This window comes from Dermatophilus congolensis (assembly GCF_900187045.1).
Lineage (GTDB): Bacteria > Actinomycetota > Actinomycetes > Actinomycetales > Dermatophilaceae > Dermatophilus > Dermatophilus congolensis.
Map to the genome: position 1 here is coordinate 296,999 of NZ_LT906453.1, position 20,108 is coordinate 317,106.

Sequence of the window (20,108 nt, forward strand, 5' to 3'; positions counted from 1 at the left end):
AGTACACATGTCAGCGTCGCTGCATTATGGTTCCCATAACGCAGCGACGCTGACATGTTATGTTTCACAACCACATTCACCCCACGCAGGAGCAACACATGAACACGCCCAACCTCACCCTCGTCGAACTCACCCCCACCACCCCCAACGCCGACGCAGCTCTTGCCCTCATCGACGCCGTCGCTGAACGAGCCGCCACCGTCGGAGCGGAAATCATCGAATCCGAAGTAACCCGCACCGGATCACGCATCTTCATCGTCGTGCAAGCCCCCGACCCAGACGCATTCGCCACCGCCTTCACCCAACAACCATTCCCCAACACCAGCGAAGTCAGCGCGCCCACCCCCGTGCGCCTCGTAGGCGCCGACCTCGAAGACCTCAAAGCCCAACGCCCCTCCGCTGGCTACCTCGTCGAATGGGATCTACCCGAAGAACTCGACATGGACACCTACCTGGCAAACAAAAAACGCAAAACCCCGCTCTACGCCAACGTCCCCGAAACCACATTCCTGCGCACCTACGTCCGCGAAGACATGGCCAAATGCCTCTGCTTCTACAACGCCCCTGACGAAAGCGCCGTCAAACGTGCCCGAGAAGCAGTCAGCACCCCCATCGACCGCCTTTTCGCCCTCTCCACCGGGACCAGCCCCTCATGAACACCGCAACGCCCACACTCGGCCGCTCCACCGGGGTAAACCCGCACCTGATCAACCACGAACGCTACGCAACGGCGTTGACCACCGTGGCAGCCCAAGCCACCGACGTCGATGCTCACCGCGTTGACCCCCGCACCGCTATGCATGAAATCCTGCGCAGCGGCATCTTCGAACCCACTCTGACTCCCCTAGCCAACGGCACCACCGCGGTAAACATTCAAGACAGCACACAAGTACTGGCTGATCTCGCCTACGAATGCATGACCACAGCATTCACCACCTGGGCACACCGGATGGTGCTTGATTTCTTTGCCCGCGGCCAGCGCTCACCGTTGGCCGAAGAAATATTCACCGAACTGCGCTGTGGGCACCGCACTGGCGTGACCGCAATGGCTGCAGGCATGAAAGCACTTGCCGGACTAGAACCGTTACCTGTCCAAGGGCGTCGCAACCGTGACGGCAGTATTACTGCCTCAGGGCGAATCACCTGGGCCAGTAACCTCATTGCCGGATCAGTGATCGTGCTACCTGTTGAAATACACGACAAGAACGCGCCGAATCGTTCACCTGAGCAGGTCGTGGCTTTCCTGGATTACGAAACTTCTGGCCTGACCGTGCGTCACATCAGCGGGCTCCTGGCTTTGGAAGCCACCACCTCAGGAATGCTGTTGCTGGAGGATGTACACATCCCCGCCACGCACGTGCTCTGCACAAATTTCACTTCGTTCGCCAAAGCATTCCGGCCCTCATTCTTGCTGCATCAAAGCGCGCTGGCGCTAGGGCTAGCTCAACGCTGCCTGGCTGAAGCCAGCGCGAACACAGGTCATACCCCTAGCCATCCGCTGCAGACAACTGTCGAAAACCTTCACAGTCATCTAGAGACGCTCACCAATAGCTGGAAGCACATGTCGGCCACCCCCGAACGCATCGCCCCTATAGATCTGCTGCAACTACGCCTTGATGCCGCCCTTACGGCCGCACATGCCGCTCACGTGGAGAGCTCTACTGCCGGAGGAGCTGGATACATCGCTACCAGCGGCCCAGCTAGACGCCTGCGTGAGGCCTCATTCTTTCCCGTCCAGTCCCCATCGGAAGGTCAATTGCGGTGGGAGATTTCCTCGCTGATCTCGTCAATGTCCAGCTAAGCAGAGGCGGGCAGCCAGTTCTGCAACATGTTGATCTTCAGGTACAACGCGGTGAATCTCTTGCTCTGCTAGGGCCTAGCGGGGCAGGAAAATCCACCTTGCTGCGCATTCTCGATGGCACACTGCGCCCTGACAGTGGCACCGTCACGCTGCGGGGCAGCTCTGGGGGCGCACCTCGCTGCGCAGTCGCGCTGCAAGATGCTGGCCTGTTTCCATGGCTGACTGTTGCTGAGAATGTGGCTTGCGGAGCATTGTTCGCCCCGCACCATCGTCGGGTGAGCTCTCAGCGTGTTGCTGATCTTCTTACCCGGCTCGGCCTGGCTGCTGTCGCCGATTCTTACCCAGATCGCATTTCTGGTGGTCAGGCCCAACGCGTCTCTTTGGCCAGAGCGCTGGCTGTAGAACCTGAGTTGCTGCTGCTCGATGAGCCGCTGTCAGCGTTGGATCCTCTGACTCGCAGCGAGATTCAGGAGTTTCTGCGAGTTGAGTGCCACCGCATCGCAGCGACATGTGTCCTAGTTACACACGATGTCGATGAGGCGTTTGCTTTGACTGACCGGGTAATTCTGCTTGGTGGCGCCGGGCAACACGGTCGTGTCAGTCATGCGTGGACCTTGCCGCAGGAAACCTCCGAGCGTGCTCACATGCGTGAAGAAGTGCTGGCGGCCTACCGACCTGCCGAGGCAACCACTGCCTATGTCTGAGACTTTTTCCCGCCGAAAGTTACTCACGCTAGGAGGCAGGGCAGCAGCTGCCGGCCTTATCAGTGTGCTTACCCTTAATGGGGGCCGAGCTGCGCTGAACAGCTCAGTCGCTCACACCGCGCACACCAATCATCTCGGGCGCCCGCTACGAATCGGGTACTTACCGATCACTGATGCCGCTGCTTTGCTGATCGGACACGCACATGGTTACTTCGCTGCCGCAGGCACACCTTCTGATCGCCCCGTCATGTTCCGCACATGGGAATCGCTCGCTCAAGCATTACTTCTGGGCAAAGTTGATGTTGTTCACCTGCTCATGCCGTTAGCGCTTCAGATGAAATTCGCCCGTCAAGCGCCTATTCGGGTTGTTGCTTGGGGGCACACTCACGGTAGTGCCTTAACCGTCCGCCCCGACATCACTGATGTACGTGAACTGGCTGGACACACTCTCGCTGTGCCGCAATGGTGGTCAATTCACAATGTGCTTTTGCAACAGCTCCTCCAACAGGTTGGGCTTTCGGCAGCACTGCCGGGCACAAACGCTGGGAATGTTCACCTCGTTGTAATGCCACCAGCAGAGATGGTCTCCGCGCTGGCGGCGAAAAAAATTTCGGGGTTTGTTGTTGCCGAACCTTTCCCCACCATCGCAGCAACCACCGGTGTTGGGCACACCCTGCGCTACCTGGGTGACCTGTGGCAAAACCATGCTTGCTGCGCCATCGTGGTTCGCGAGGAACTCCTGAGCAATCATCCGCGAGCAGCTGCTTCCATCGTCCGCGCCGTGATGCAAGCTCAAGACAGCATCACCGCCGACCTTCCCGCCGCTGCAACGCATCTCACTCACGGGGCGTACTTACCTCAGCCTGGTGCGACGATCACGCAGGCTCTGACCCGATCAACATCTGATGCGATCATCACCCAGCACGCGCACTGGCACGGTGAACGTATCGGCTTCACGGCTTACCCTCGCCCCAGTTACACCGCACGCCTGAGCGAACTACTGCGCAGCACGCGCATTGACGGCGACACAACTTTTCTCAACAACCTCGATCACGTCCACGAAAAACTTGTTGAACCGCGTTTTGTTGAGGCCGAACTACGTCGACTCGCCCGTCCTATTCCAACCTCCACCAAGGAGGTCGCCCCATGAGAAAAACCTCTTCTCGTCTTAGCCCGATACATCCTGCTCTTTTGCCGCTCTTGGGGATCGCCACCGCCACAGCTATCTGGTGGTTTGTGACTGTTGTGCTCTTACCCGAGGTGCCCTTAATCAGCGATCTGACGCCCACGGCCACGCTCAGTGGACTCAATGAACTTACTCGCTCAGGCACGTTATTCACTGATGCCAGTGCCAGCATGTTTCGACTGGTTACAGGTTTATTTATCGCGATCGGGCTAGGAACTGGTCTGGGAATCATCATTGGCCTAAACGCCGCTGTTGATGCTGCTACTCGCCCCATCTTGTTGTTTCTTCGGATGGTCTCTCCCCTATCGTGGGCGCCACTGGCGATCGGTGTTTTAGGCGTTGGAAATGCTCCCGTGATCGCATTGGTGGCTGCTACCGCCTTATGGCCGATTGCCATGGCCACCAGTGAGGGAATCAGCCATATTGACTCCCGGCTCCTGGTTGTTGCCCGAGCTTTCGGGGCCACCAAGGTTCAGGTTGGGCACCGCGTTGTGTGGCCTTCGATTCGTCCTCGTGTGCTTGGCGGGATCCGAAGCGCAATCGGTATCGCTTGGGTTGTACTGGTCCCCGCTGAGATGTTCGGAGTCACTAGCGGGCTTGGTTACCAAATCCTCAATAGCAAAGATCAGCTCGCCTATGACCGGCTCGGAGCCCTTCTTGTTGTGATTGGCACTCTTGGCTATTGCGTTGATGTGCTTGCCCGCTGGCTGCTGCGCACTCCCCGCGAACGTCACGAAGAGTCGCACTCTGCACGTACCCGTCACGGCGACCTGCAAGGAGCGCACCAATGAACAAAATCATTGTTGTTAGTGCTGGCCACAAGCCCCAGTCAGCTACCGAGAATCTCGCGACTGAGATAACTGCGTCCTTGGATAGCAAAGCTGGGTGCACCGTAACGTCGCATCTGGCTCTGAGTACATGGGGCACCGCAATCGCCGCTGGTCTGGTGACTTGTGATTTGTCTGCGGAACTGGAAGCAATTCGGGATGACCTTGGCTCGGCGGAGGGGATTGTGGTGGTCACTCCTGTGCATCACGCCTCATATAGTGCTCTTTTCAAAGCTTTTTTCGATCAGCTTCCTCGTGGGCTTCTTGCTGGCATCCCCACTCTGATGGCTGCATCTGGCGGCTCTGGCCGTGATGCACTCATTCTCGACATGGCTTTACGTCCGTATTTAGCTGCGTTGCGCATGCTCGTTACCCCAACTGGGGTCATGGTTGCTCCGGAGGACAGGAGTCCTCAGGGGCAACTCCTCCCCAGTGTCAGCGACCGTATTGATCGAGCTACAGCGGAGTTTCTCGCCCTTCTTGGGCATCGTTCTAATCGCTTGAAGAGTGATTGCTCATCCGTAAGCAACGCTGTTGGGATGGCGTGCTGATCTGCAGGTAGCTGCATACGCCTTTTTAGGCGTATCGCGAAAGCACAGTGATTCCGCCGTGCCGAATAACTGCTGGTTGATCTTTGCTGTGACCTCAATAACGAACAGAAATTTTGAGTCTGTTCATTTTTAGATGGCATGCCGGGACCTCTCTCTACCGGCTTCCTAGCCTCTTATTAAAGCCACCTTCCCTGCCTCGAATTTCCTGTAATGCGTTGTGACACACGCATTTTCATCAGGAATGATCTCATACTTACGGTGATATGATAATGACTCTCATTAAGGAAAGGGGAGCACATGAAACGACTCACCGCTCTTGCGGTCACATGCGTGACCGCGCTCGCCCCTGCCGCCCTATTTGCGACGCCTGCAGGAGCAATCACAAAGGGAGAGAAGGCAAACCATCCAGCACTGGTTCAAATCCACATCTTCGACAAAGAAGACGGAACTCCGCATCGATGCACCGGGACCGCATTGACTGACGAGTGGATTCTTTCCGCAGCACACTGCGTAGAAGGTGAAAGCCACACATCTCCAGACGTATCAAGCGATGTATTGAAGGTCTACCACTCAAACGACAAAAAGAACCCCGGCCCAGCAGAAAAAGTCGACCGGTTCGTTAAACACAAAAACGCCGACATCGTGCTTCTCCACCTAGCTACCCCACACAAGTCTGCGCACATGAAGGTAAGCAACGGCCCCTCCCCCCGCCCAGGACAACGACTAGACCTATACGGGTTTGGCAAAGGCTTCCAGGACGCTGAAGTGAACTGGCTCCACAAGGCTGTCGTCGAGGTCAAAGGCCTGCAAGATCACATCAGCGCCGGTCAAGTAATCGAAGTTAAAGGCATCACCGGTGCCTCCAACCACGGCGACTCTGGCGGCCCGATGGTTAACGACAAAGGTGAACTCGTCGGAGTAAACGTCATTGGCTCTCACGGCATTTGGGCCGACCCTTACTCGGACTCTAAAGCAGTAGACACTGCCGCTTACCGCGACTGGATCAAGTCCGTCGCAGGCGTCTAAAGACAGCCCTTGTAGAGAACACAAAGATATTCGACTTTAAAAAGCCGAAGCAAATAAGGCCCTGAACGTCTTTCCACCCCAGGCGTTCAGGGCTCGACCATAAGCCGGGTCATTTACGCCCTCACGAGTAATTCACTTTCATGCTTACCTTCCCCTACCCAAAAACACCCTCATTTATCTCCGCACACCAGCGGAAGAGAAGGAGATCATCAATGCGCAGCCGCTTCATTCCCCTTATCGCTGGAACTACCGCCTTATTCCTTCTTTCATCAAGCTACTCAGCTTTTAGCTTCACTGGTTCACCTACCGCAGGCGCCAAAGATTTTCCCGCTGGAGACGAGGCCTACCATACCGTTTCAGAGGTTGAACAGTTCATGGATAAAACTGTGAAAAAGTATCCAGAACTAGCCCAGAAGAAGTCTCTTGGGAAATCTGTTGAAGGGCGAGATCTCTGGACTCTCAAAATCGGAAAAGGAAAAGAAAGCGACCCTGAGGTATTCATCATGTGCAACCAACACGCACGTGAACACCTATCAACAGAGCAATGTATTGACGCAGCATCACAACTTACTGAAAACTATGCATCAACTCCGCGTGTCAAAGATATTCTTGACCACCGAAATGTATGGATTCTCCCTGTAGCTAATCCAGATGGCTCACAGTACGACATCGACTCCGGCCGCTATCTAGGTTGGAGAAAAATCGCTCTAAGAACTCTGACGGATCTTTCGGAATTGATCTAAACAGGAGCTGGGGCTACAAATGGAATTGCTGCGGCGGCTCCTCCAGCAACACCGCATCGAATAGCTATCATGGCCCTAGCGCATTTGCACCACCTGAAACCCGAGCAATTTCAGACTTCATCAAGTCACGCAGCAAAAAGGGAGTGCAAAACATTAAGGGATTCTTGGACATTCACACGTACGGAGAAATGATCCTATGGCCCTTTGGATACACGACTGAAGAAAAGGACGAAGGAAAAACAGCAGAGCAGTCTGCGAAACTAGCAGCCTTAGGCAAGAAAATTGCCTCTCTCAATGGCTTCGCCCCAATGCAGACAAGCAGTAGCTATATCACTGATGGTGAAGCTAGCGACTGGGCCTGGGGAGACCAAGGAATCCCCGCTCTCACCATGGAATTGTCCCCTAAAGAAAAAACTAGTGAAGGCAACGGACCGTTCTATCCAGCAGGGAAACTTATCCCGCAACTCGTGCAACGCAACAGAGAAGCCATTCTCACTTTCATCGAGCTATCCGCCTAAAACTCTTACCCTGAGAGGGCATCAGTGCAGATCAGCGCACCCCTCTCAGGGTAATCTGCATATTTTGCGATACTCACTTTTCGCATGAAATCTGAGAGTCAAACTGACCACCTTCAGCATTAGAAACAATTTGCTCATCAACAAGTTCTTGGGGAAGCACGGCCAACTGTATCTTTGCAGAGTTTTCTACATTACCCTTATCTCCGCACCCAGCAAGAACAATCCATTTTGACGGATCAGCATCTTCTTCTGAATATGTGGCAGGCTTTCCTACATGCACAGAAAGATCAATGACATCAACTTTTGCTGATCCGGATACCCTTTCACGAACAGAAGAAAGCGGATTGCCAACGACTTGCGAGAATTCTAAGCTAGCGGATGCCTGTTTACTCTGCTTAGCTGGCGCGCTCTCTCCATTCGCGCACGCCGCCAATCCATGCAAAGAGAGAACCAGGCATGTAGAGAAACTTATAAACCGGATAGCTCGAGAATGTAAAAAATTATTCTTCGAAAAGTCACTAAGACTGATCATATCTTTCCTGTTCTTTTAAAAGATCTTGATAAAATCGAGTGCACAACAACAGGACGAGCATCCTGCGCACACCCACCCAGACTCACCATTCGATCGGTACAGCATTGCGCGAACTCAGCATCGTGCACCGCCACCAGCACTACCGGACCAGCGCCAGCAAGTCTGCGAAGTAGCGCAGCTGCCGCCAATATTGAACCGTAATCCAGATCTGATGGTGTCCCCACCGAACAGCACCACATCGATCACGACAATGACATGAGTTGACCTGCGACAGCATCTTCAACGCCTAGAGATTCCAGCTCGCTCTCAGCATCTGCCACACCTGGGCACACCCAAAACAAGCCCTACACCAGATCATTCCTCAAGCCGCACATCATTTTCACGCAGCGGCAAAGTCATGTGAACCGTTCGCAGCTTTTCATTTAATGCATCAACTGGATCCGGAAATGACGACAGCACCGTTGCGCCACATTTCTGCCAAAACTGCAATACCCCTGGCACCAGAGAGTTCGTGTGTAAATACGCCGTAGTGAAACCGGTGTCAGCAGCAGCGCGTCTGAGTGCTTCCCGGACTAACCGCACCCCCACTCCTCGTCGCCTCCATCTAGGTACCACCACCAGTCGGACTACCTGCGCCACGTGAGCTCGAGCGGGCAACATGTCTAGCACTTCAGGGGGACCTGCCGGGACCCCTACTCGAATACCGCAACATCCCACAGGCGTTCCCCCAGATCGCGCCAGCAGCATGCAATTACGGGGATTATCTACGTAAACCTCAACGATGCGATCCAGATCCCAGTGCCACTCAGGACGATAGCCATACCCCTGATCCCGATAGACACTATCCATCACAAGATCCCGTACAAGCTCAAGATCGCTGGCACACCTCGCTACCTCGATAACTGGATCGTTTCGACAGCTTGCATCCACGTCGGTGTTCCTTTTAGTCCTTCAGTATCTGCTCTGCCAGCAGCTCGCACGGAAGCCTATATTTTCAAGAAAAATGCCCGCTGAAACACATAACTGCACCTCGTCACCAACTGGCAACGAGGTGCAGTTACTTCTCAATGTTGATGAGAATTTTCAATAAATATGAGTGAGTGAAACGCGAAGATCTCTACCAGATTTATTGAACGTCAGTATTTCAGAGCTTTCAGCTTCCAATGATCTTTTTGTTGATCTCGTTCTGCGTCAACGGAGGCTTGGGGGCTTCCGGCTTAGCACCAGGGCTCGGCTTAATAATAAGGAGTCCATCACCTTTGTTACCGAATTTAGATGGGAAGTGAATTACCCTTCCCGCATCAGGCTTGCTCTCATTCTCAGCTGCACTAGCAGCACTAGCACCAGCCATCATGAAGCCACTCAGGGCAAGGCTGGCCACAGCAGCAGCAGAAAGAAATCGCTTGTAAGTCATTTTTCCTCCCGTCCGCAAGGTCGCTAATGCAACGACTCAAGCAGAACAAAATTAACTATATAAGAAATGCCGCCACATGAAGATCAGACTTCATTCCCCACGTCTTCTGTGGCGACACCAAAAACATTAGCAGAAGCAGAGCCAGAAAAAACGAGCAGTGAGTCACTCATTGGTTATAATTTGAAAGGATCCACAAAATCATTTTTCTTTAAGAAAAAGCGGTAACTCAAACCAAATAAGAGTTATTAACGCGACATAAGAGCTTTCAGTTCCGACTCACGTGCACTTTGAACGCTCCCTGAGATGAGAAAACGTTTTCTTCACGCACTGCATAATCTAAGCAGCGCACACACGTAGACGGTGCAGCAGCCCAGATGCCCACTGCTGCACCGCAACCCGCAGTACATGTGATCACAATCACATGCCAGTCATGGAGGAATTGCCACACCCCTCAGGCCAAACCTGCCGGGCGGAAGTGTCGATCCACTGCCTTACGCCCAAGTAACCCCCCGACGATCCCCACAAGAACAGTGACAACAACGAACGTAACGATGAACTCCGAGGTGTACAGCGAAGAAAATGAATCCGCCCACGCATCCCCCATCTGAACGCGGTACTGCGCCACGAGCGGCTCACGCATAAACAACAAGGGCAAATAAGCTCCCGAGGCCCACACACTCATCACGCCGTACGCCACCGCGGTGGTCAAACCAGCGGTATATCTGCCTTGTCGAGCAAAAGCATCTGCAGCAAAACCACACACGAGGGCAGTTATCAGGGTCACAGGATGATGTCCGGCCACTGTCATAAGAACGCCCAGCAGAACCGTCATGAGCGTAATGAGCCCAAATTTCTGGACGCGACTGAGATAAAGCATGAAAGTAATGCCATTAAGGAGAACAGCAACAGCAGTACCAGCAGGCTGAAGAAGCGGGGAAACTGCTCCAATCATGTTGAGACCAAAGTAAACAACAAGGTAGACAGAAGTGAAGATGCCCAGCTGGACAAGGTCGTTAGCGTTCAGTCGCATGCATGTTCCTGTCTATGAGGGATTTCTCTTGGCTGGAGCTCTGTCACGATGACGACGCTGTAAGTGCCAGCAGCTGGCCCAGGCGCATTCGCGCCCAAGAAACCTGTGCGACCGGCTATCCACGACGAGGAAATCGTCACGAATCGCTATAGCGGCGCCCTGACGGGCAGGCGAGAACTCCGCGGTTTTCGCCTACGAGACATGCAGCAGGGATGGCCGCATCGGAAAGAGCAGTAATGCCGGTAGGGATAGGAACAAGGCAGGGGAAGCGATAGAGGGCAGTGGGGGAAAGGATGGGGGGTCATGGTTATGTGTCCGCAAAGTGGGGGGAGTTGTGGCAATGGGGCGCGGTTGTGAGTGAGTGTGCGTCATGTGTTGGCAGGGTCGATGCCAGTGGTGAGTGAGTGGGTATTGATGAGGTGGTATCAGCCCCTTGAAGTAGTCAGCCCTGCCCAATAAGCAGGAGAAGTTCTGTGGAAGTGACCAAGTATCTCGTAAGGCTTACCTCAGGCCGCTAGGTCACCAATAGCCCCAATTTCAGTCTTGACTCAACAGCTTTCCCTTTTATGAGAATCGTTTTCACGATTGTGGCCTGCATATTTCCGGACAATGGAATGCGCTGCCACTGAGAAGCCAATGTGACTGAGGATACATTTTTGCTGCCCATAACCCTGCACCATCAGAGCGACAAGACAAACATGTGGGGCGAGACACCGCTCTCAGCGGCATCTCGCCCCACATACAACAGCGAGCTTAGGCAGTGCTCACTGCAAACTACTGACCTTGACTCTGCCCCTGGCGAGCTAGCGGAGCCATGATCTGACCCCACAGCGGGGCAGCATAGGTACCACCGTAGAGCTTGTCGTAACTGGCTCCAGAGGTGTCGCCAACCCAGACAGATGCAGCCAATCCTGGCGCAATACCCGTGAACCATGTAGACGTGGAATTGTCATTAGTTCCAGTCTTGCCACCAACAGGCACCCCAGGAACAGCAGCTTTCTGCGCCGTACCCGAGTGCACAACCTGCTGCAGCGCCGAACGCATGTTCGCCGCAGCCTGACCATCCACAGCGCTGTTGCACTTGCTGTTAAACGTGATGTCAACCTCACGACCCTTAAGCGACTTCAGCGGAGTTGGCGCACAGTGCTGCCCATTAGCCTCAGCTGTGAACGGCGCATACGAGGACGCCATCGTCAACGGAGAAGTGATCGCCGTTCCCAACGTGATCGAGGGAACAAGCTCAAGATCAGAACCATCCGTGTTCTTCACACCCAGTTTGTGCGCGGTGTCCCGCACCTCACACAACCCCACCTGCGCCTCAAGCTGCACAAACGCGGTGTTAACACTCTTAGCGAGCGCCTCAACCAACGTCATCGGGCCATCGGGGTCGCCCGGGGCGTTCTTAGGCGCCCAGATTTCGTTACCGACAGGCTTACAGGTTTTGAAGGTTCCGACGTTCATCGGGGTGCCGCTGACAGGAGCGTTAATGATGGATCCTGGGCCATACCCATTCGCCAGAGCTGCCGCCATGGTGAAGACCTTGAACAAAGACCCAGCCTGGTACGCAGCTTTCCCGCCATCGACAGCATCAATAGACATGGACTGTGTAGTGCGCCCCTTGCCATTGCCGTAAGGGACATCCTGACCAATAGCGAGAACCTCACCAGTCTTAGCGCGGACCACTGCGGCAGAGGCGTGCATGGTCCTGCTGGGCAATCCAGGGTTCTTCAGAGTCCGGTCAACGCTCTTTTGTGCCTTCACGTCCATCGTGGTCGTCAAGGTCAGGCCACCGGTTTCCCAGGTTTTCTGTCGGTCTTCACGGGTCTTACCGAACTCCGGTGAAGCCAGCAGACGCGACACCGCGAACTGGCACATCCACGGTTGTTTGGAGTTGGCACAGCCTTGATACGTCGCCGTGGGCTTGAGACCAAGGTCAGACTCCTTGGCCTCTTTGTACTTGTCCTCAGGGATCATGCCGTTGGCGTGCATGGCGTCGAGGACTTGGTTGCGACGGTTAGTCGCGGCCTGTGGGTGCTTCATCGGGTCATAGGCCGAAGGTGACTGGACCAGACCGGCGATGAGAGCGGCTTGGGGCAGGGTGAGGTCGGATGCGTGGGTATTGAAGTAGCGCTGAGCTGCAGCTTCCACACCGTAGGCGCCGTTGCCGTAGTAGACGAGGTTGAGGTAGTCGGTAAGAACTTGTTCTTTACCTCGGCCATCAGAAAGGTGAGCGGCCAGGATGACGTCGTCGATCTTGCGGGACAGCGTTTTGTCTGTAGAGGCCTTGATGCCTTTGGCGGAGTTGTCGAGCTCAGCCTGGAGCTGGGTGATGTTCTTGGCCAGCTGCTGTTCGATAGTGGAACCACCCTGGCCCGTAGCATCACCACTAGTGGCGTTCGCGATCGCGGCGCGTCCGATGGACTGCAAGTCAGAGCTTCCGTGCTCGTAGAAACGAACATCTTCGATCGCGATCTGGGCTTGCCGCATCACCGGAGCGATCTGGTCTGTTTTGACCACAACGCGGTTCTGCCACCACGACTGCGCGATTTCAGTGCCATCTGCGGCGAGAATGCGGCTGCGTTCAGGCAGTTTGTCCAGCAGCTTCGAGACATCAGAAGTGGGGGCGAGCCGTAGAGCTGCATCGAGTGCTTTGCCTGCACCTGTCGACACGGCATTGCGTGTCACGGGGATGGCCAGCAGCGCCACGAAAACAGCGATAACCGCCAGGAAAAACAGCAAGATCCGCTTCAAGCGTCCAGGCAAGCGCCTGAGACCAAACATCCCCAACATCCTCCTGCCCAAGTGGGGGCGTCCTGCAGGACCCCACGCAGCATCGTGTCGCACGTGTATGAAAAAGAGTCACCATCTCAGCCCTCCATCGCGGAGGAGTTAAGAAAGATGCTCTTGTGTGTTGCGCCGCGCGATGGCTTCAAAGCCTTCGCCGCGGCGCATACATGTTGTGTCCGTGGAGGGGTATCGCGACCATACCGTGCACAGTGTTCTGAAGGCGACGGCGGTTGTAGCCGCTCGACGCCCCCGCATGCTGCGGGCAGCGGACATGGGACACGCGTCCTCACGTTTCACAGTTCCTGAACCCCATTACCGCACAACCACATCAAAGGTTGCTGGTGGTCTCGGCGACCACAAGGAGAACAGATAGCAGATCACCAATCGACAAAGTTGCTGGTCAAAACCAATATTTCGGGACCAGGAATGACACAACATCGCAACGGAAAAAGAATCACCACCGCAGCGGCGCTGTCATATTGTCATCGGATTGTCACCGTATGTAACCGCACCAGGTTCGGGTACCTGCTCGTTACAGCCCCATCGCGACCTCGCACATAGCAAGGCTGCACCCACGCAGTGGGTGCAGCCTCAACACCGAAACGTCAGATCAACGCGCGGCGTCTGCAGCTTCTTCTTCGCTGTTGGTGCCACGCGTGACCAGCTGGCCATCAGTGTCTTCAAGGTGGGCACGAATGAACCAGTGGAACTTCTCCAGCTCAGCAGAGTGGCCGATGAGCATGTCCTCCGAAATCGGATCAATCTCACCCACCGTGCTGATCGCTGCACGGTTAGAAGACACAACCCCCTCATACACCTTGTCCAGCGCAGCCAAGTGCGCGAGCGTGGTGTCACGGCCGAGGCTGTAGTCCTCCCAGTCACGGTTTTTCACAATGTCGCCCGGGCGTCCGGCAGGAGAACCACCCATAGTCGCAATACGCTCGGCGACCTCATCAGCCCATCCACGGACAAGCTCGATCTGTGGGTCCAACATCTCGTGAACACCGATGAAGTTACGTCCCACCACGTTCCAGTGCACGTGCTTCAACGTCAGCTGCAAGTCGTTGTAAGCGGCCAGGCGCTTCTGCAGCACCTCAATGACCTTCTCGCTCTCGCCCTCGTTCATACCGGGAACCGTGTAACCAGACTTCACGTCTGCCATGCCGTCCTCCTCGTAATCGACAGAGACTTGCGCCACGAGCCGCCATCGGCCCGCTCTCACTGTGCGCAACGACACCTGCGCTTGAGTTATTCCAACCAGCAGCACAATCGGCCACCAGCGAACTCATTTACAGCAAGACATACCCCCTGTGACCAGGACAAAAGACACCCCGAAGGGTGAAATGAAAGCCCTCATACATCCCCCCTTGAACGCCGACGTGTAGGCAACGTCCCCAGCACCCTGACCGGGGACTCTGCACGAAAGGCCATCCATGCGTCGTCGACACTCCGCTCTAGGAATCGCATCTACTCTCGCCATAGCCCTGGCTCCCCTGGCCACCGCGAGCGCTGCTCCCCGCACCCCCGCCCCGGCCCCAACCCCCACCACCAGCATCACCTACCCCCAAACAACACCAGCAACCACGACATACACCGGTGACATCGTGGTCACGTTCAAAAACGGTTCCCCCACCGAAAAAGCAAAAGCTCTAGCCCGGGTCAACAAGAAACACTCAGCCAGCCTGGCAGTCAAACGCACGATGGCTTCACGCAACCGAGCCGTCATCACTGGCACCAGCACCACCCGCGCAGCACACCTCGCTCAGGCGCTCAAAGCCGACCCGAACATCGCTACCGCCGAACCCGACATCCGTGTCCACGCCTCAGACATCCCCAACGACCCGCTGTACAGCAGCTCACAGTGGGACCTGAAGAACAGTCCCGCCGGAATCAACGCACCCGTTGCGTGGAACACCACCACCGGACGCGGAGTAACCGTGGCCGTTATCGACTCCGGAATCACCCGGCACCCCGACCTGGACGCCCAACTTGTCTCCGGCTACGACTTCATCTCCAGCGCAGACACAGCACGCGACCGCAACGGCCGCGACAGCGACCCCAGCGACATGGGTGACTGGACCACCTACAGCCAATGCTTCCGCGGGAGCGAGCCACGAAACTCCTCCTGGCATGGCACACACGTCGCAGGCACCGTCGCCGCCATCGCCAACAACAGCACCGGTGTGGCAGGCGTGGCCTACAACTCCCGCATCCAGCCCATCCGCGCACTAGGCGCATGCGGTGGCTCCTTGTCTGACATCGCCGACGCCGTCACCTGGGCCTCCGGCGGCACAGTCGAAGGCGTACCCACCAACCCCACCCCATCCAAAGTGCTGAACCTCAGCCTTGGCGGCCCCGGCGCCTGCTACTCCTTCATGCAAAACGCCATCGACGGCGCGGTCTCCCGCGGCTCCACCGTCGTCGTCGCCGCAGGCAACAAAAACACCGACGCTTCCACCTTCTCACCAGCAAACTGCCGCAACGTCATCACTGTTGGCGCGACCGGTGGCTCCGCAGCCAAATCATCCTTCAGCAACTACGGCACCACGGTGGCGCTATCTGCTCCCGGCGGCGAAGCTACCCGCGAGCCGAACAACCAGATCATCTCCACCGTCAACAGCGGCACCACCACTCCCGCCCAGGCCACCTACGGCCCCATGGTCGGAACCTCGCAGGCAACCCCACACGTGGCAGCAGTCGCGGCGCTCATGTACTCGCTGGCTCCATCCATGACGCCAGAACAAATCAAAACCACCCTGGTCAACACCACACACCCCTTCGGCACCCGACCAAACGTGCCCATGGGTAGCGGCATCCTCGATGCAGCCAAAGCTATCGCTGCAGTCACCGGAGACAACAGCAGCTCCACCCCCACCGCTCCGGAGCCCAGCAACCCCACCACTCCAGCGACCCGTCCTGCCGCTACCAACGACACCGTCGTGGTCCACCACTACACCCGGCGTGCTCGCGTGAACGTCCTGCAAAACGACGTCACCACCGCGCAGGTCACCAAAGTTGAACTACTCAACGCCCCCTGCAGCCGCAAACTCTGCGTCACCGTCAACCCTGACAAAACAATCAGCATCCGCGCCTCCCTCTTCTGGCACGGAACCACCGCAGTTCAATACACCTTCACCCAAGAAGACGGTCAAACTGGCACCGCCACCCTGACCGTGAAAGCCTGAGGCACTTACAGCTGGCGTGGGTGTGGCCCGGGAGCATCTGCTCCCGGGCCACACCCACGCCAGAGCTTCTCCACCAATTTCAGACAGATTTCAACCCACGCACGAGAAGATCACACAATAACGATCACCATCGACCCCTCCCTGAAACGGAGACCCACTCGTGAACTGGCTCCACGCCATCATCCTCGGCGTCGTCGAAGGCGTCACCGAATTCCTCCCTGTCTCCAGCACCGGTCACCTCACCGTCGCCGAAAAACTTCTCGGCTACGAGATCGACAGCGTCGGCATGACCGCCTTCACGGCCGTCATCCAGCTCGGCGCGATCCTCGCCGCAATCATCTACTTCTGGGGCGACATCGTCCGCATCGCAATGGCCTGGCTTCACGGCCTGACCTACCCCGACGACCGCGACGACCCGGACTACCGCCTCGGCTGGGGCATCATCCTGGGATCTATCCCCGTAGCCGTGGTCGGTTTGTTGTTCAAAAGCCTGATTGAAACCACCCTGCGCAGCATGTGGGTCGTCGCCGCAGCGCTGCTTGTCTGGTCCATCGTCATGTGGCTAGCTGACCGGCACACCGAAGGCCGCCGCAACATGGAAGACGTCACCATCACCGACGCCCTCGTCATCGGTGGATTCCAAGCCCTATCTCCCCTGTTCGCAGGTATCTCCCGCTCTGGCGCCACCATGTCCGCTGGTCTGTTCCGTGGCTTCGACCGCGTCACAGCCACCCGCTTGTCCTTTTTCATGGGGATCCCCGCGCTCGTGGCAGCAGGCGTACTGGAAGGGATCAGCGCCGCATCTGACATCAGCACCACCGTCGGATGGGTACCCACCATCATCGCCACCATCGCCTCATTCGTGGTCGGCTACGCCTCCATCGCATGGCTGCTGAAGTTTGTTGCTTCCAACACCTTCAGCTCCTTCATCGTCTACCGTGTCCTGCTCGGCCTAGCCCTCATCGGCCTTCTCGCCGCAGGCATCATCACCGCCTAACCACCCCTGCCCTACCCCGGGGTGCGCCGCTCACAAAAGAGCAGCGCACCCCTTTTCAATGCCCGCAACACCAACCACCAATTCACACCCTCCCACCCCACGGGTTACCGTTCGGAAGCGCACCCGCAAGCGTGAGAGAGAACACCATGACCAGTGACACCGGCGAACTCCACCAGAACTACACCGACATCCTCAACCACCCCGCCCTCACCCTCCTCCGCCGCCGCGACGCCGCACTCATCCTCACCATCCTCACCAAAGCCTTCGGAACCTCCGGCACCCCCGTCCCCCAAGACCGCATGCACGGCCTCACCGAAGCAACCCTCATCGAAACCGAAGGCACCGACCCCACCACCGGACGCCCCACCCGCACCGGACGCGAACTCTGCGACACCTGGCTCACCGGAAACACCCGATGGCTCACCCGCATCCTCGCCCCCAACGGCCAAGACGAGGCCTACCGCATGACCCCCGAAGCCGAACACGCACTCGCCTTCGTCACCGAACTCACCCGCACCCACATCGTCACCACCGCCACCACCGTCGAAACCCTCCTCGAAGCCGCCCACCGCTGCGCCATCAAAGCCTCCACCGCCCCCACCGAACGCAAACGCCTCCTCACCCAACGCCGCAACGAACTCACCCAACAACTCAACGACATCGACACCCAACTCGCCACCATCGACACCACCCCCATCACCCCCGAACCCAACCACACCGTCCTCAACGAATACCTCAGCGTCCACAACGGACTCGAAACCCTCCTACGCGACCTACGCAACATCAGCACCACCGTCCGCGCACAAGGCGACCAACTCCGCCACGAATTCCAAACCGACACCCGCGAAACCGGCACCATCATCGACGAATATCTCCAACGCCTCAGCGTCCTATTCAGCCGCACCCGCGAAGGCCAAGGATTCGAATCAGCCCAACGCCTCCTCAACAACCCCACCCGCGTCAACAACCTCCGCAACGACATCGACACCATCCTCAACCACCCCTTCGCCACAACCCTCCCACCCGAACACACCGCCACCACCCGCCGCATGGTCAACGCCATCAACCGCGGCATCGCCGAAGTCATCGACGCCCGCAACCACCTCAACACCACCTTCACCCGCTACCTACGCTCCCGACACGCCCCCAACCACAACCTCCTCCCCACCCGCATCCGCGAACTCGAAGCAGCCCTCACCACCTGGCAAAAAAACCACAAAACCCACCACCCACTCCCCCTCACCAACCCCCTCACCACCACCGACATCACCACCCTGCGCACCCAACCCCCCACACCAAAAAACACCACCCACCCTCCACACCCAAAAACCACCACCCACACCAACAACCACTTCAACCCCACCCACCTACGCCACAACGCAGGCCCCCGCTACCGCGAAATCACCACCACCATCAACACCCTCCTCACCACCACCAACACCCACCCCACCGCAGCAACCATCCTCAACACCCTCCCACCCGACTGCCAACGCCCCATCGACCTCCTCGGCCTACTCACCCTCGCCGCCACCCACGGACACATCACCAACGACGGCACCACCGAAACCATCACCACCACCCGCCCAGACGGCACCCAACGCACCCTCACCACCGACCTCGCCACCATCACCACCAACCCCACCCAACCCCACCCAACCAAAGAAACACCATGAACCAACCCGAAAACCCCCACCGCCTCTTCCCCACCGACACCGGACGACTCCCCCTCCACGGCCGCCGCGCCCTCATCCTCATCCTCAAAAACACACACCTAGACTCACGCCGCCACCCCGAAGAATGGGCCGCCCTCCTCGACAACCAAACCACCATCACCTCCACCCTCGCCGACCTCTTCCTCGAACTCACCATCAACACCGACACCGGCATCGCCTACAAGCACCAAGCCCACTACGAAGGCGACTCCAACTCCTACACACTCCTACGCAACAACCCCCTCACCCCCAACGAAATCCGCCTACTCCTCCACCTACGCCTACTCCTACTCCAATACGAAGCCGAAGGACGCACCACCTACACCACCACCGGCCCCGACCTCCTCACCCACCTCGCCACCCAACGCCCCCACAACACCCCCGACCACACCCGCGAACGCGAACGCGACAAAGCCACCATCCGCAACCTCATCCGCGACGGCATCCTCCAACCCCAACGCGGCCAAACCACCCTCGACATCGAAGACGCCGAATACACCATCTCCCCCATCGTTGAAACACTCCTCACCCCCGAACGCATCACCGAATACACCAACGCCCTCACCAACGACACCACCCCACACACAGGAGACACAGATGAATAACCTGCAGCCCAACAACCTGCAGGACAGCCTCCTCGGCACCGACAACATCACCCCCGGCACCCAACAATGGCGCCTCAACCGCATCCATCTCATCAACTGGGGCGGATTCCACGGCGGCCCCCACACCGTCGACATCAACGGCCACACCACCCTCATCGGCGGCGGCACCGGATCCGGCAAATCCAGCCTCCTGGACGCCTGGACCGCCGTCCTCCAACCACCCCACACCACCGCACTCAACGCAGCCAGCAACGACGTCACCGGCGTACGCGCCCCCGGAGCCCGCAACGCCCTCACCTACCTACGCGGAAAAACCGGCGAAACCGAACACCCCACCAGCCACCACAACCACGACATCGTCCTACGCGAAGGCACCGTCTGGGGCGCAATCTCCCTCGAATTCACTTCCACCGCCGGCGGAATCATCACCATCGGCCGCCTCATGTTCGCCACCGAAAACACAACCCGCCCCACCGACCTCACCAACCGC

Annotated in this window: 19 protein-coding genes and 1 pseudogene; 14 read left to right on the forward strand and 6 right to left on the reverse strand. The window is 57.3% G+C overall.

From position 1 onward, the window contains the following. Nucleotides 1-98: 98 nt before the first annotated feature. From CKV89_RS01225 to CKV89_RS12440, 9 genes are all read left to right on the forward strand, one after another. The gene (locus CKV89_RS01225) at nucleotides 99-656 is read left to right on the forward strand and encodes a DUF4242 domain-containing protein (RefSeq protein ID WP_028327356.1); all 558 of its coding nucleotides are present in this window, start codon (nucleotides 99-101) and stop codon (nucleotides 654-656) included. Continuing rightward, a complete protein-coding gene (locus CKV89_RS11575; RefSeq protein WP_028327355.1) occupies nucleotides 653-1,801 on the forward strand; it encodes an acyl-CoA dehydrogenase in 1,149 nt (382 codons plus the stop codon). Before CKV89_RS01225 ends, CKV89_RS11575 begins: the two co-directional genes overlap by 4 nt. Beyond that, nucleotides 1,762-2,505 carry an ABC transporter ATP-binding protein gene (locus CKV89_RS01230; protein WP_197697059.1) on the forward strand — a complete coding sequence of 248 codons (744 nt, stop codon included), beginning with the start codon at nucleotides 1,762-1,764 and terminating at the stop codon, nucleotides 2,503-2,505. Before CKV89_RS11575 ends, CKV89_RS01230 begins: the two co-directional genes overlap by 40 nt. Then, nucleotides 2,498-3,655 carry an ABC transporter substrate-binding protein gene (locus CKV89_RS01235; protein ID WP_034401223.1) on the forward strand — a complete coding sequence of 386 codons (1,158 nt, stop codon included), beginning with the start codon at nucleotides 2,498-2,500 and terminating at the stop codon, nucleotides 3,653-3,655. The genes CKV89_RS01230 and CKV89_RS01235 overlap by 8 nt, the downstream gene beginning before the upstream one ends. A 206-nt stretch (nucleotides 3,656-3,861) precedes the next feature. Continuing rightward, nucleotides 3,862-4,482 (forward strand): ABC transporter permease, encoded by a 621-nt coding sequence (locus tag CKV89_RS01240; protein WP_197697060.1) that lies wholly within the window; start codon nucleotides 3,862-3,864, stop codon nucleotides 4,480-4,482. Continuing rightward, nucleotides 4,479-5,069, forward strand: a complete 591-nt coding sequence (locus CKV89_RS01245) for an NAD(P)H-dependent oxidoreductase (RefSeq protein ID WP_051277567.1) — start codon at nucleotides 4,479-4,481, stop codon at nucleotides 5,067-5,069. The genes CKV89_RS01240 and CKV89_RS01245 overlap by 4 nt, the downstream gene beginning before the upstream one ends. A 297-nt stretch (nucleotides 5,070-5,366) precedes the next feature. Then, complete coding sequence (locus CKV89_RS01250; RefSeq protein ID WP_028327351.1) at nucleotides 5,367-6,095, forward strand: S1 family peptidase; 729 nt, start codon at nucleotides 5,367-5,369, stop codon at nucleotides 6,093-6,095. Between the two features lie 212 nt (nucleotides 6,096-6,307). After that, on the forward strand, nucleotides 6,308-6,838 hold the full coding sequence (locus tag CKV89_RS12435; protein WP_028327350.1) for a M14 family zinc carboxypeptidase: 531 nt from the start codon (nucleotides 6,308-6,310) through the stop codon (nucleotides 6,836-6,838). Further along, the gene (locus tag CKV89_RS12440; RefSeq protein ID WP_084441077.1) at nucleotides 6,787-7,356 is read left to right on the forward strand and encodes a M14 family zinc carboxypeptidase; all 570 of its coding nucleotides are present in this window, start codon (nucleotides 6,787-6,789) and stop codon (nucleotides 7,354-7,356) included. Before CKV89_RS12435 ends, CKV89_RS12440 begins: the two co-directional genes overlap by 52 nt. A 73-nt stretch (nucleotides 7,357-7,429) precedes the next feature. Here the strand turns inward: CKV89_RS12440 and CKV89_RS11580 are convergent, their stop codons facing one another. The 6 genes from CKV89_RS11580 to CKV89_RS01285 form a co-directional block, all read right to left on the reverse strand. After that, nucleotides 7,430-7,888, reverse strand: coding sequence for a hypothetical protein (locus tag CKV89_RS11580; protein WP_154657653.1), 459 nt, complete (start codon nucleotides 7,886-7,888; stop codon nucleotides 7,430-7,432). 354 nt (nucleotides 7,889-8,242) lie between these two features. Then, on the reverse strand, nucleotides 8,243-8,737 hold the full coding sequence (locus tag CKV89_RS12645; RefSeq protein ID WP_407919594.1) for a GNAT family N-acetyltransferase: 495 nt from the start codon (nucleotides 8,735-8,737) through the stop codon (nucleotides 8,243-8,245). Nucleotides 8,738-9,041: 304 nt separating this feature from the next. Beyond that, nucleotides 9,042-9,302 (reverse strand): hypothetical protein, encoded by a 261-nt coding sequence (locus CKV89_RS01270; RefSeq protein WP_028327348.1) that lies wholly within the window; start codon nucleotides 9,300-9,302, stop codon nucleotides 9,042-9,044. Between the two features lie 451 nt (nucleotides 9,303-9,753). Continuing rightward, a complete protein-coding gene (locus CKV89_RS01275) occupies nucleotides 9,754-10,332 on the reverse strand; it encodes an MptD family putative ECF transporter S component (RefSeq protein ID WP_028327347.1) in 579 nt (192 codons plus the stop codon). 774 nt (nucleotides 10,333-11,106) lie between these two features. Beyond that, nucleotides 11,107-13,113: a transglycosylase domain-containing protein gene (locus CKV89_RS01280; RefSeq protein ID WP_028327346.1), complete on the reverse strand. Its 2,007-nt coding sequence runs from the start codon at nucleotides 13,111-13,113 to the stop codon at nucleotides 11,107-11,109. A gap of 616 nt (nucleotides 13,114-13,729) precedes the next feature. Continuing rightward, nucleotides 13,730-14,281: a Dps family protein gene (locus CKV89_RS01285; protein WP_028327345.1), complete on the reverse strand. Its 552-nt coding sequence runs from the start codon at nucleotides 14,279-14,281 to the stop codon at nucleotides 13,730-13,732. Between the two features lie 271 nt (nucleotides 14,282-14,552). Here CKV89_RS01285 and CKV89_RS01290 point away from each other — a divergent pair, with 271 nt between their 5' ends. The 5 genes and pseudogenes from CKV89_RS01290 to CKV89_RS12650 form a co-directional block, all read left to right on the forward strand. Continuing rightward, complete coding sequence (locus CKV89_RS01290; RefSeq protein WP_051277565.1) at nucleotides 14,553-16,304, forward strand: S8 family peptidase; 1,752 nt, start codon at nucleotides 14,553-14,555, stop codon at nucleotides 16,302-16,304. Between the two features lie 160 nt (nucleotides 16,305-16,464). Beyond that, on the forward strand, nucleotides 16,465-17,301 hold the full coding sequence (locus CKV89_RS01295) for an undecaprenyl-diphosphate phosphatase (protein WP_028327344.1): 837 nt from the start codon (nucleotides 16,465-16,467) through the stop codon (nucleotides 17,299-17,301). A gap of 146 nt (nucleotides 17,302-17,447) precedes the next feature. Next, on the forward strand, nucleotides 17,448-18,974 hold the full coding sequence (locus tag CKV89_RS01300; protein WP_028327343.1) for a DUF3375 family protein: 1,527 nt from the start codon (nucleotides 17,448-17,450) through the stop codon (nucleotides 18,972-18,974). After that, nucleotides 18,971-19,618, forward strand: a complete 648-nt coding sequence (locus CKV89_RS01305; protein ID WP_051277564.1) for a DUF4194 domain-containing protein — start codon at nucleotides 18,971-18,973, stop codon at nucleotides 19,616-19,618. The genes CKV89_RS01300 and CKV89_RS01305 overlap by 4 nt, the downstream gene beginning before the upstream one ends. After that, nucleotides 19,611-19,814: pseudogene (locus CKV89_RS12650) on the forward strand (ATP-binding protein); the annotation flags it as partial. The gene CKV89_RS01305 and the pseudogene CKV89_RS12650, both read left to right, overlap by 8 nt. Nucleotides 19,815-20,108 lie beyond the last annotated feature (294 nt).

What these genes read in the sequence shown, in the direction of transcription:
- CKV89_RS01225 (WP_028327356.1), top strand. Translation starts at nt 99, where the DNA reads ATGAACACGCCCAACCTCACCCTCGTCGAACTCACCCCCACCACCCCC.
- CKV89_RS11575 (WP_028327355.1), top strand. Translation starts at nt 653, where the DNA reads ATGAACACCGCAACGCCCACACTCGGCCGCTCCACCGGGGTAAACCCG.
- CKV89_RS01235 (WP_034401223.1), top strand. Translation starts at nt 2,498, where the DNA reads ATGTCTGAGACTTTTTCCCGCCGAAAGTTACTCACGCTAGGAGGCAGG.
- CKV89_RS01240 (WP_197697060.1), top strand. Translation starts at nt 3,862, where the DNA reads ATGTTTCGACTGGTTACAGGTTTATTTATCGCGATCGGGCTAGGAACT.
- CKV89_RS01245 (WP_051277567.1), top strand. Translation starts at nt 4,479, where the DNA reads ATGAACAAAATCATTGTTGTTAGTGCTGGCCACAAGCCCCAGTCAGCT.
- CKV89_RS01250 (WP_028327351.1), top strand. Translation starts at nt 5,367, where the DNA reads ATGAAACGACTCACCGCTCTTGCGGTCACATGCGTGACCGCGCTCGCC.
- CKV89_RS12435 (WP_028327350.1), top strand. Translation starts at nt 6,308, where the DNA reads ATGCGCAGCCGCTTCATTCCCCTTATCGCTGGAACTACCGCCTTATTC.
- CKV89_RS11580 (WP_154657653.1), bottom strand. Translation starts at nt 7,888, where the DNA reads ATGATCAGTCTTAGTGACTTTTCGAAGAATAATTTTTTACATTCTCGA.
- CKV89_RS12645 (WP_407919594.1), bottom strand. Translation starts at nt 8,737, where the DNA reads ATGGATAGTGTCTATCGGGATCAGGGGTATGGCTATCGTCCTGAGTGG.
- CKV89_RS01270 (WP_028327348.1), bottom strand. Translation starts at nt 9,302, where the DNA reads ATGACTTACAAGCGATTTCTTTCTGCTGCTGCTGTGGCCAGCCTTGCC.
- CKV89_RS01275 (WP_028327347.1), bottom strand. Translation starts at nt 10,332, where the DNA reads ATGCGACTGAACGCTAACGACCTTGTCCAGCTGGGCATCTTCACTTCT.
- CKV89_RS01280 (WP_028327346.1), bottom strand. Translation starts at nt 13,113, where the DNA reads ATGTTTGGTCTCAGGCGCTTGCCTGGACGCTTGAAGCGGATCTTGCTG.
- CKV89_RS01285 (WP_028327345.1), bottom strand. Translation starts at nt 14,281, where the DNA reads ATGGCAGACGTGAAGTCTGGTTACACGGTTCCCGGTATGAACGAGGGC.
- CKV89_RS01290 (WP_051277565.1), top strand. Translation starts at nt 14,553, where the DNA reads ATGCGTCGTCGACACTCCGCTCTAGGAATCGCATCTACTCTCGCCATA.
- CKV89_RS01300 (WP_028327343.1), top strand. Translation starts at nt 17,448, where the DNA reads ATGACCAGTGACACCGGCGAACTCCACCAGAACTACACCGACATCCTC.
- CKV89_RS01305 (WP_051277564.1), top strand. Translation starts at nt 18,971, where the DNA reads ATGAACCAACCCGAAAACCCCCACCGCCTCTTCCCCACCGACACCGGA.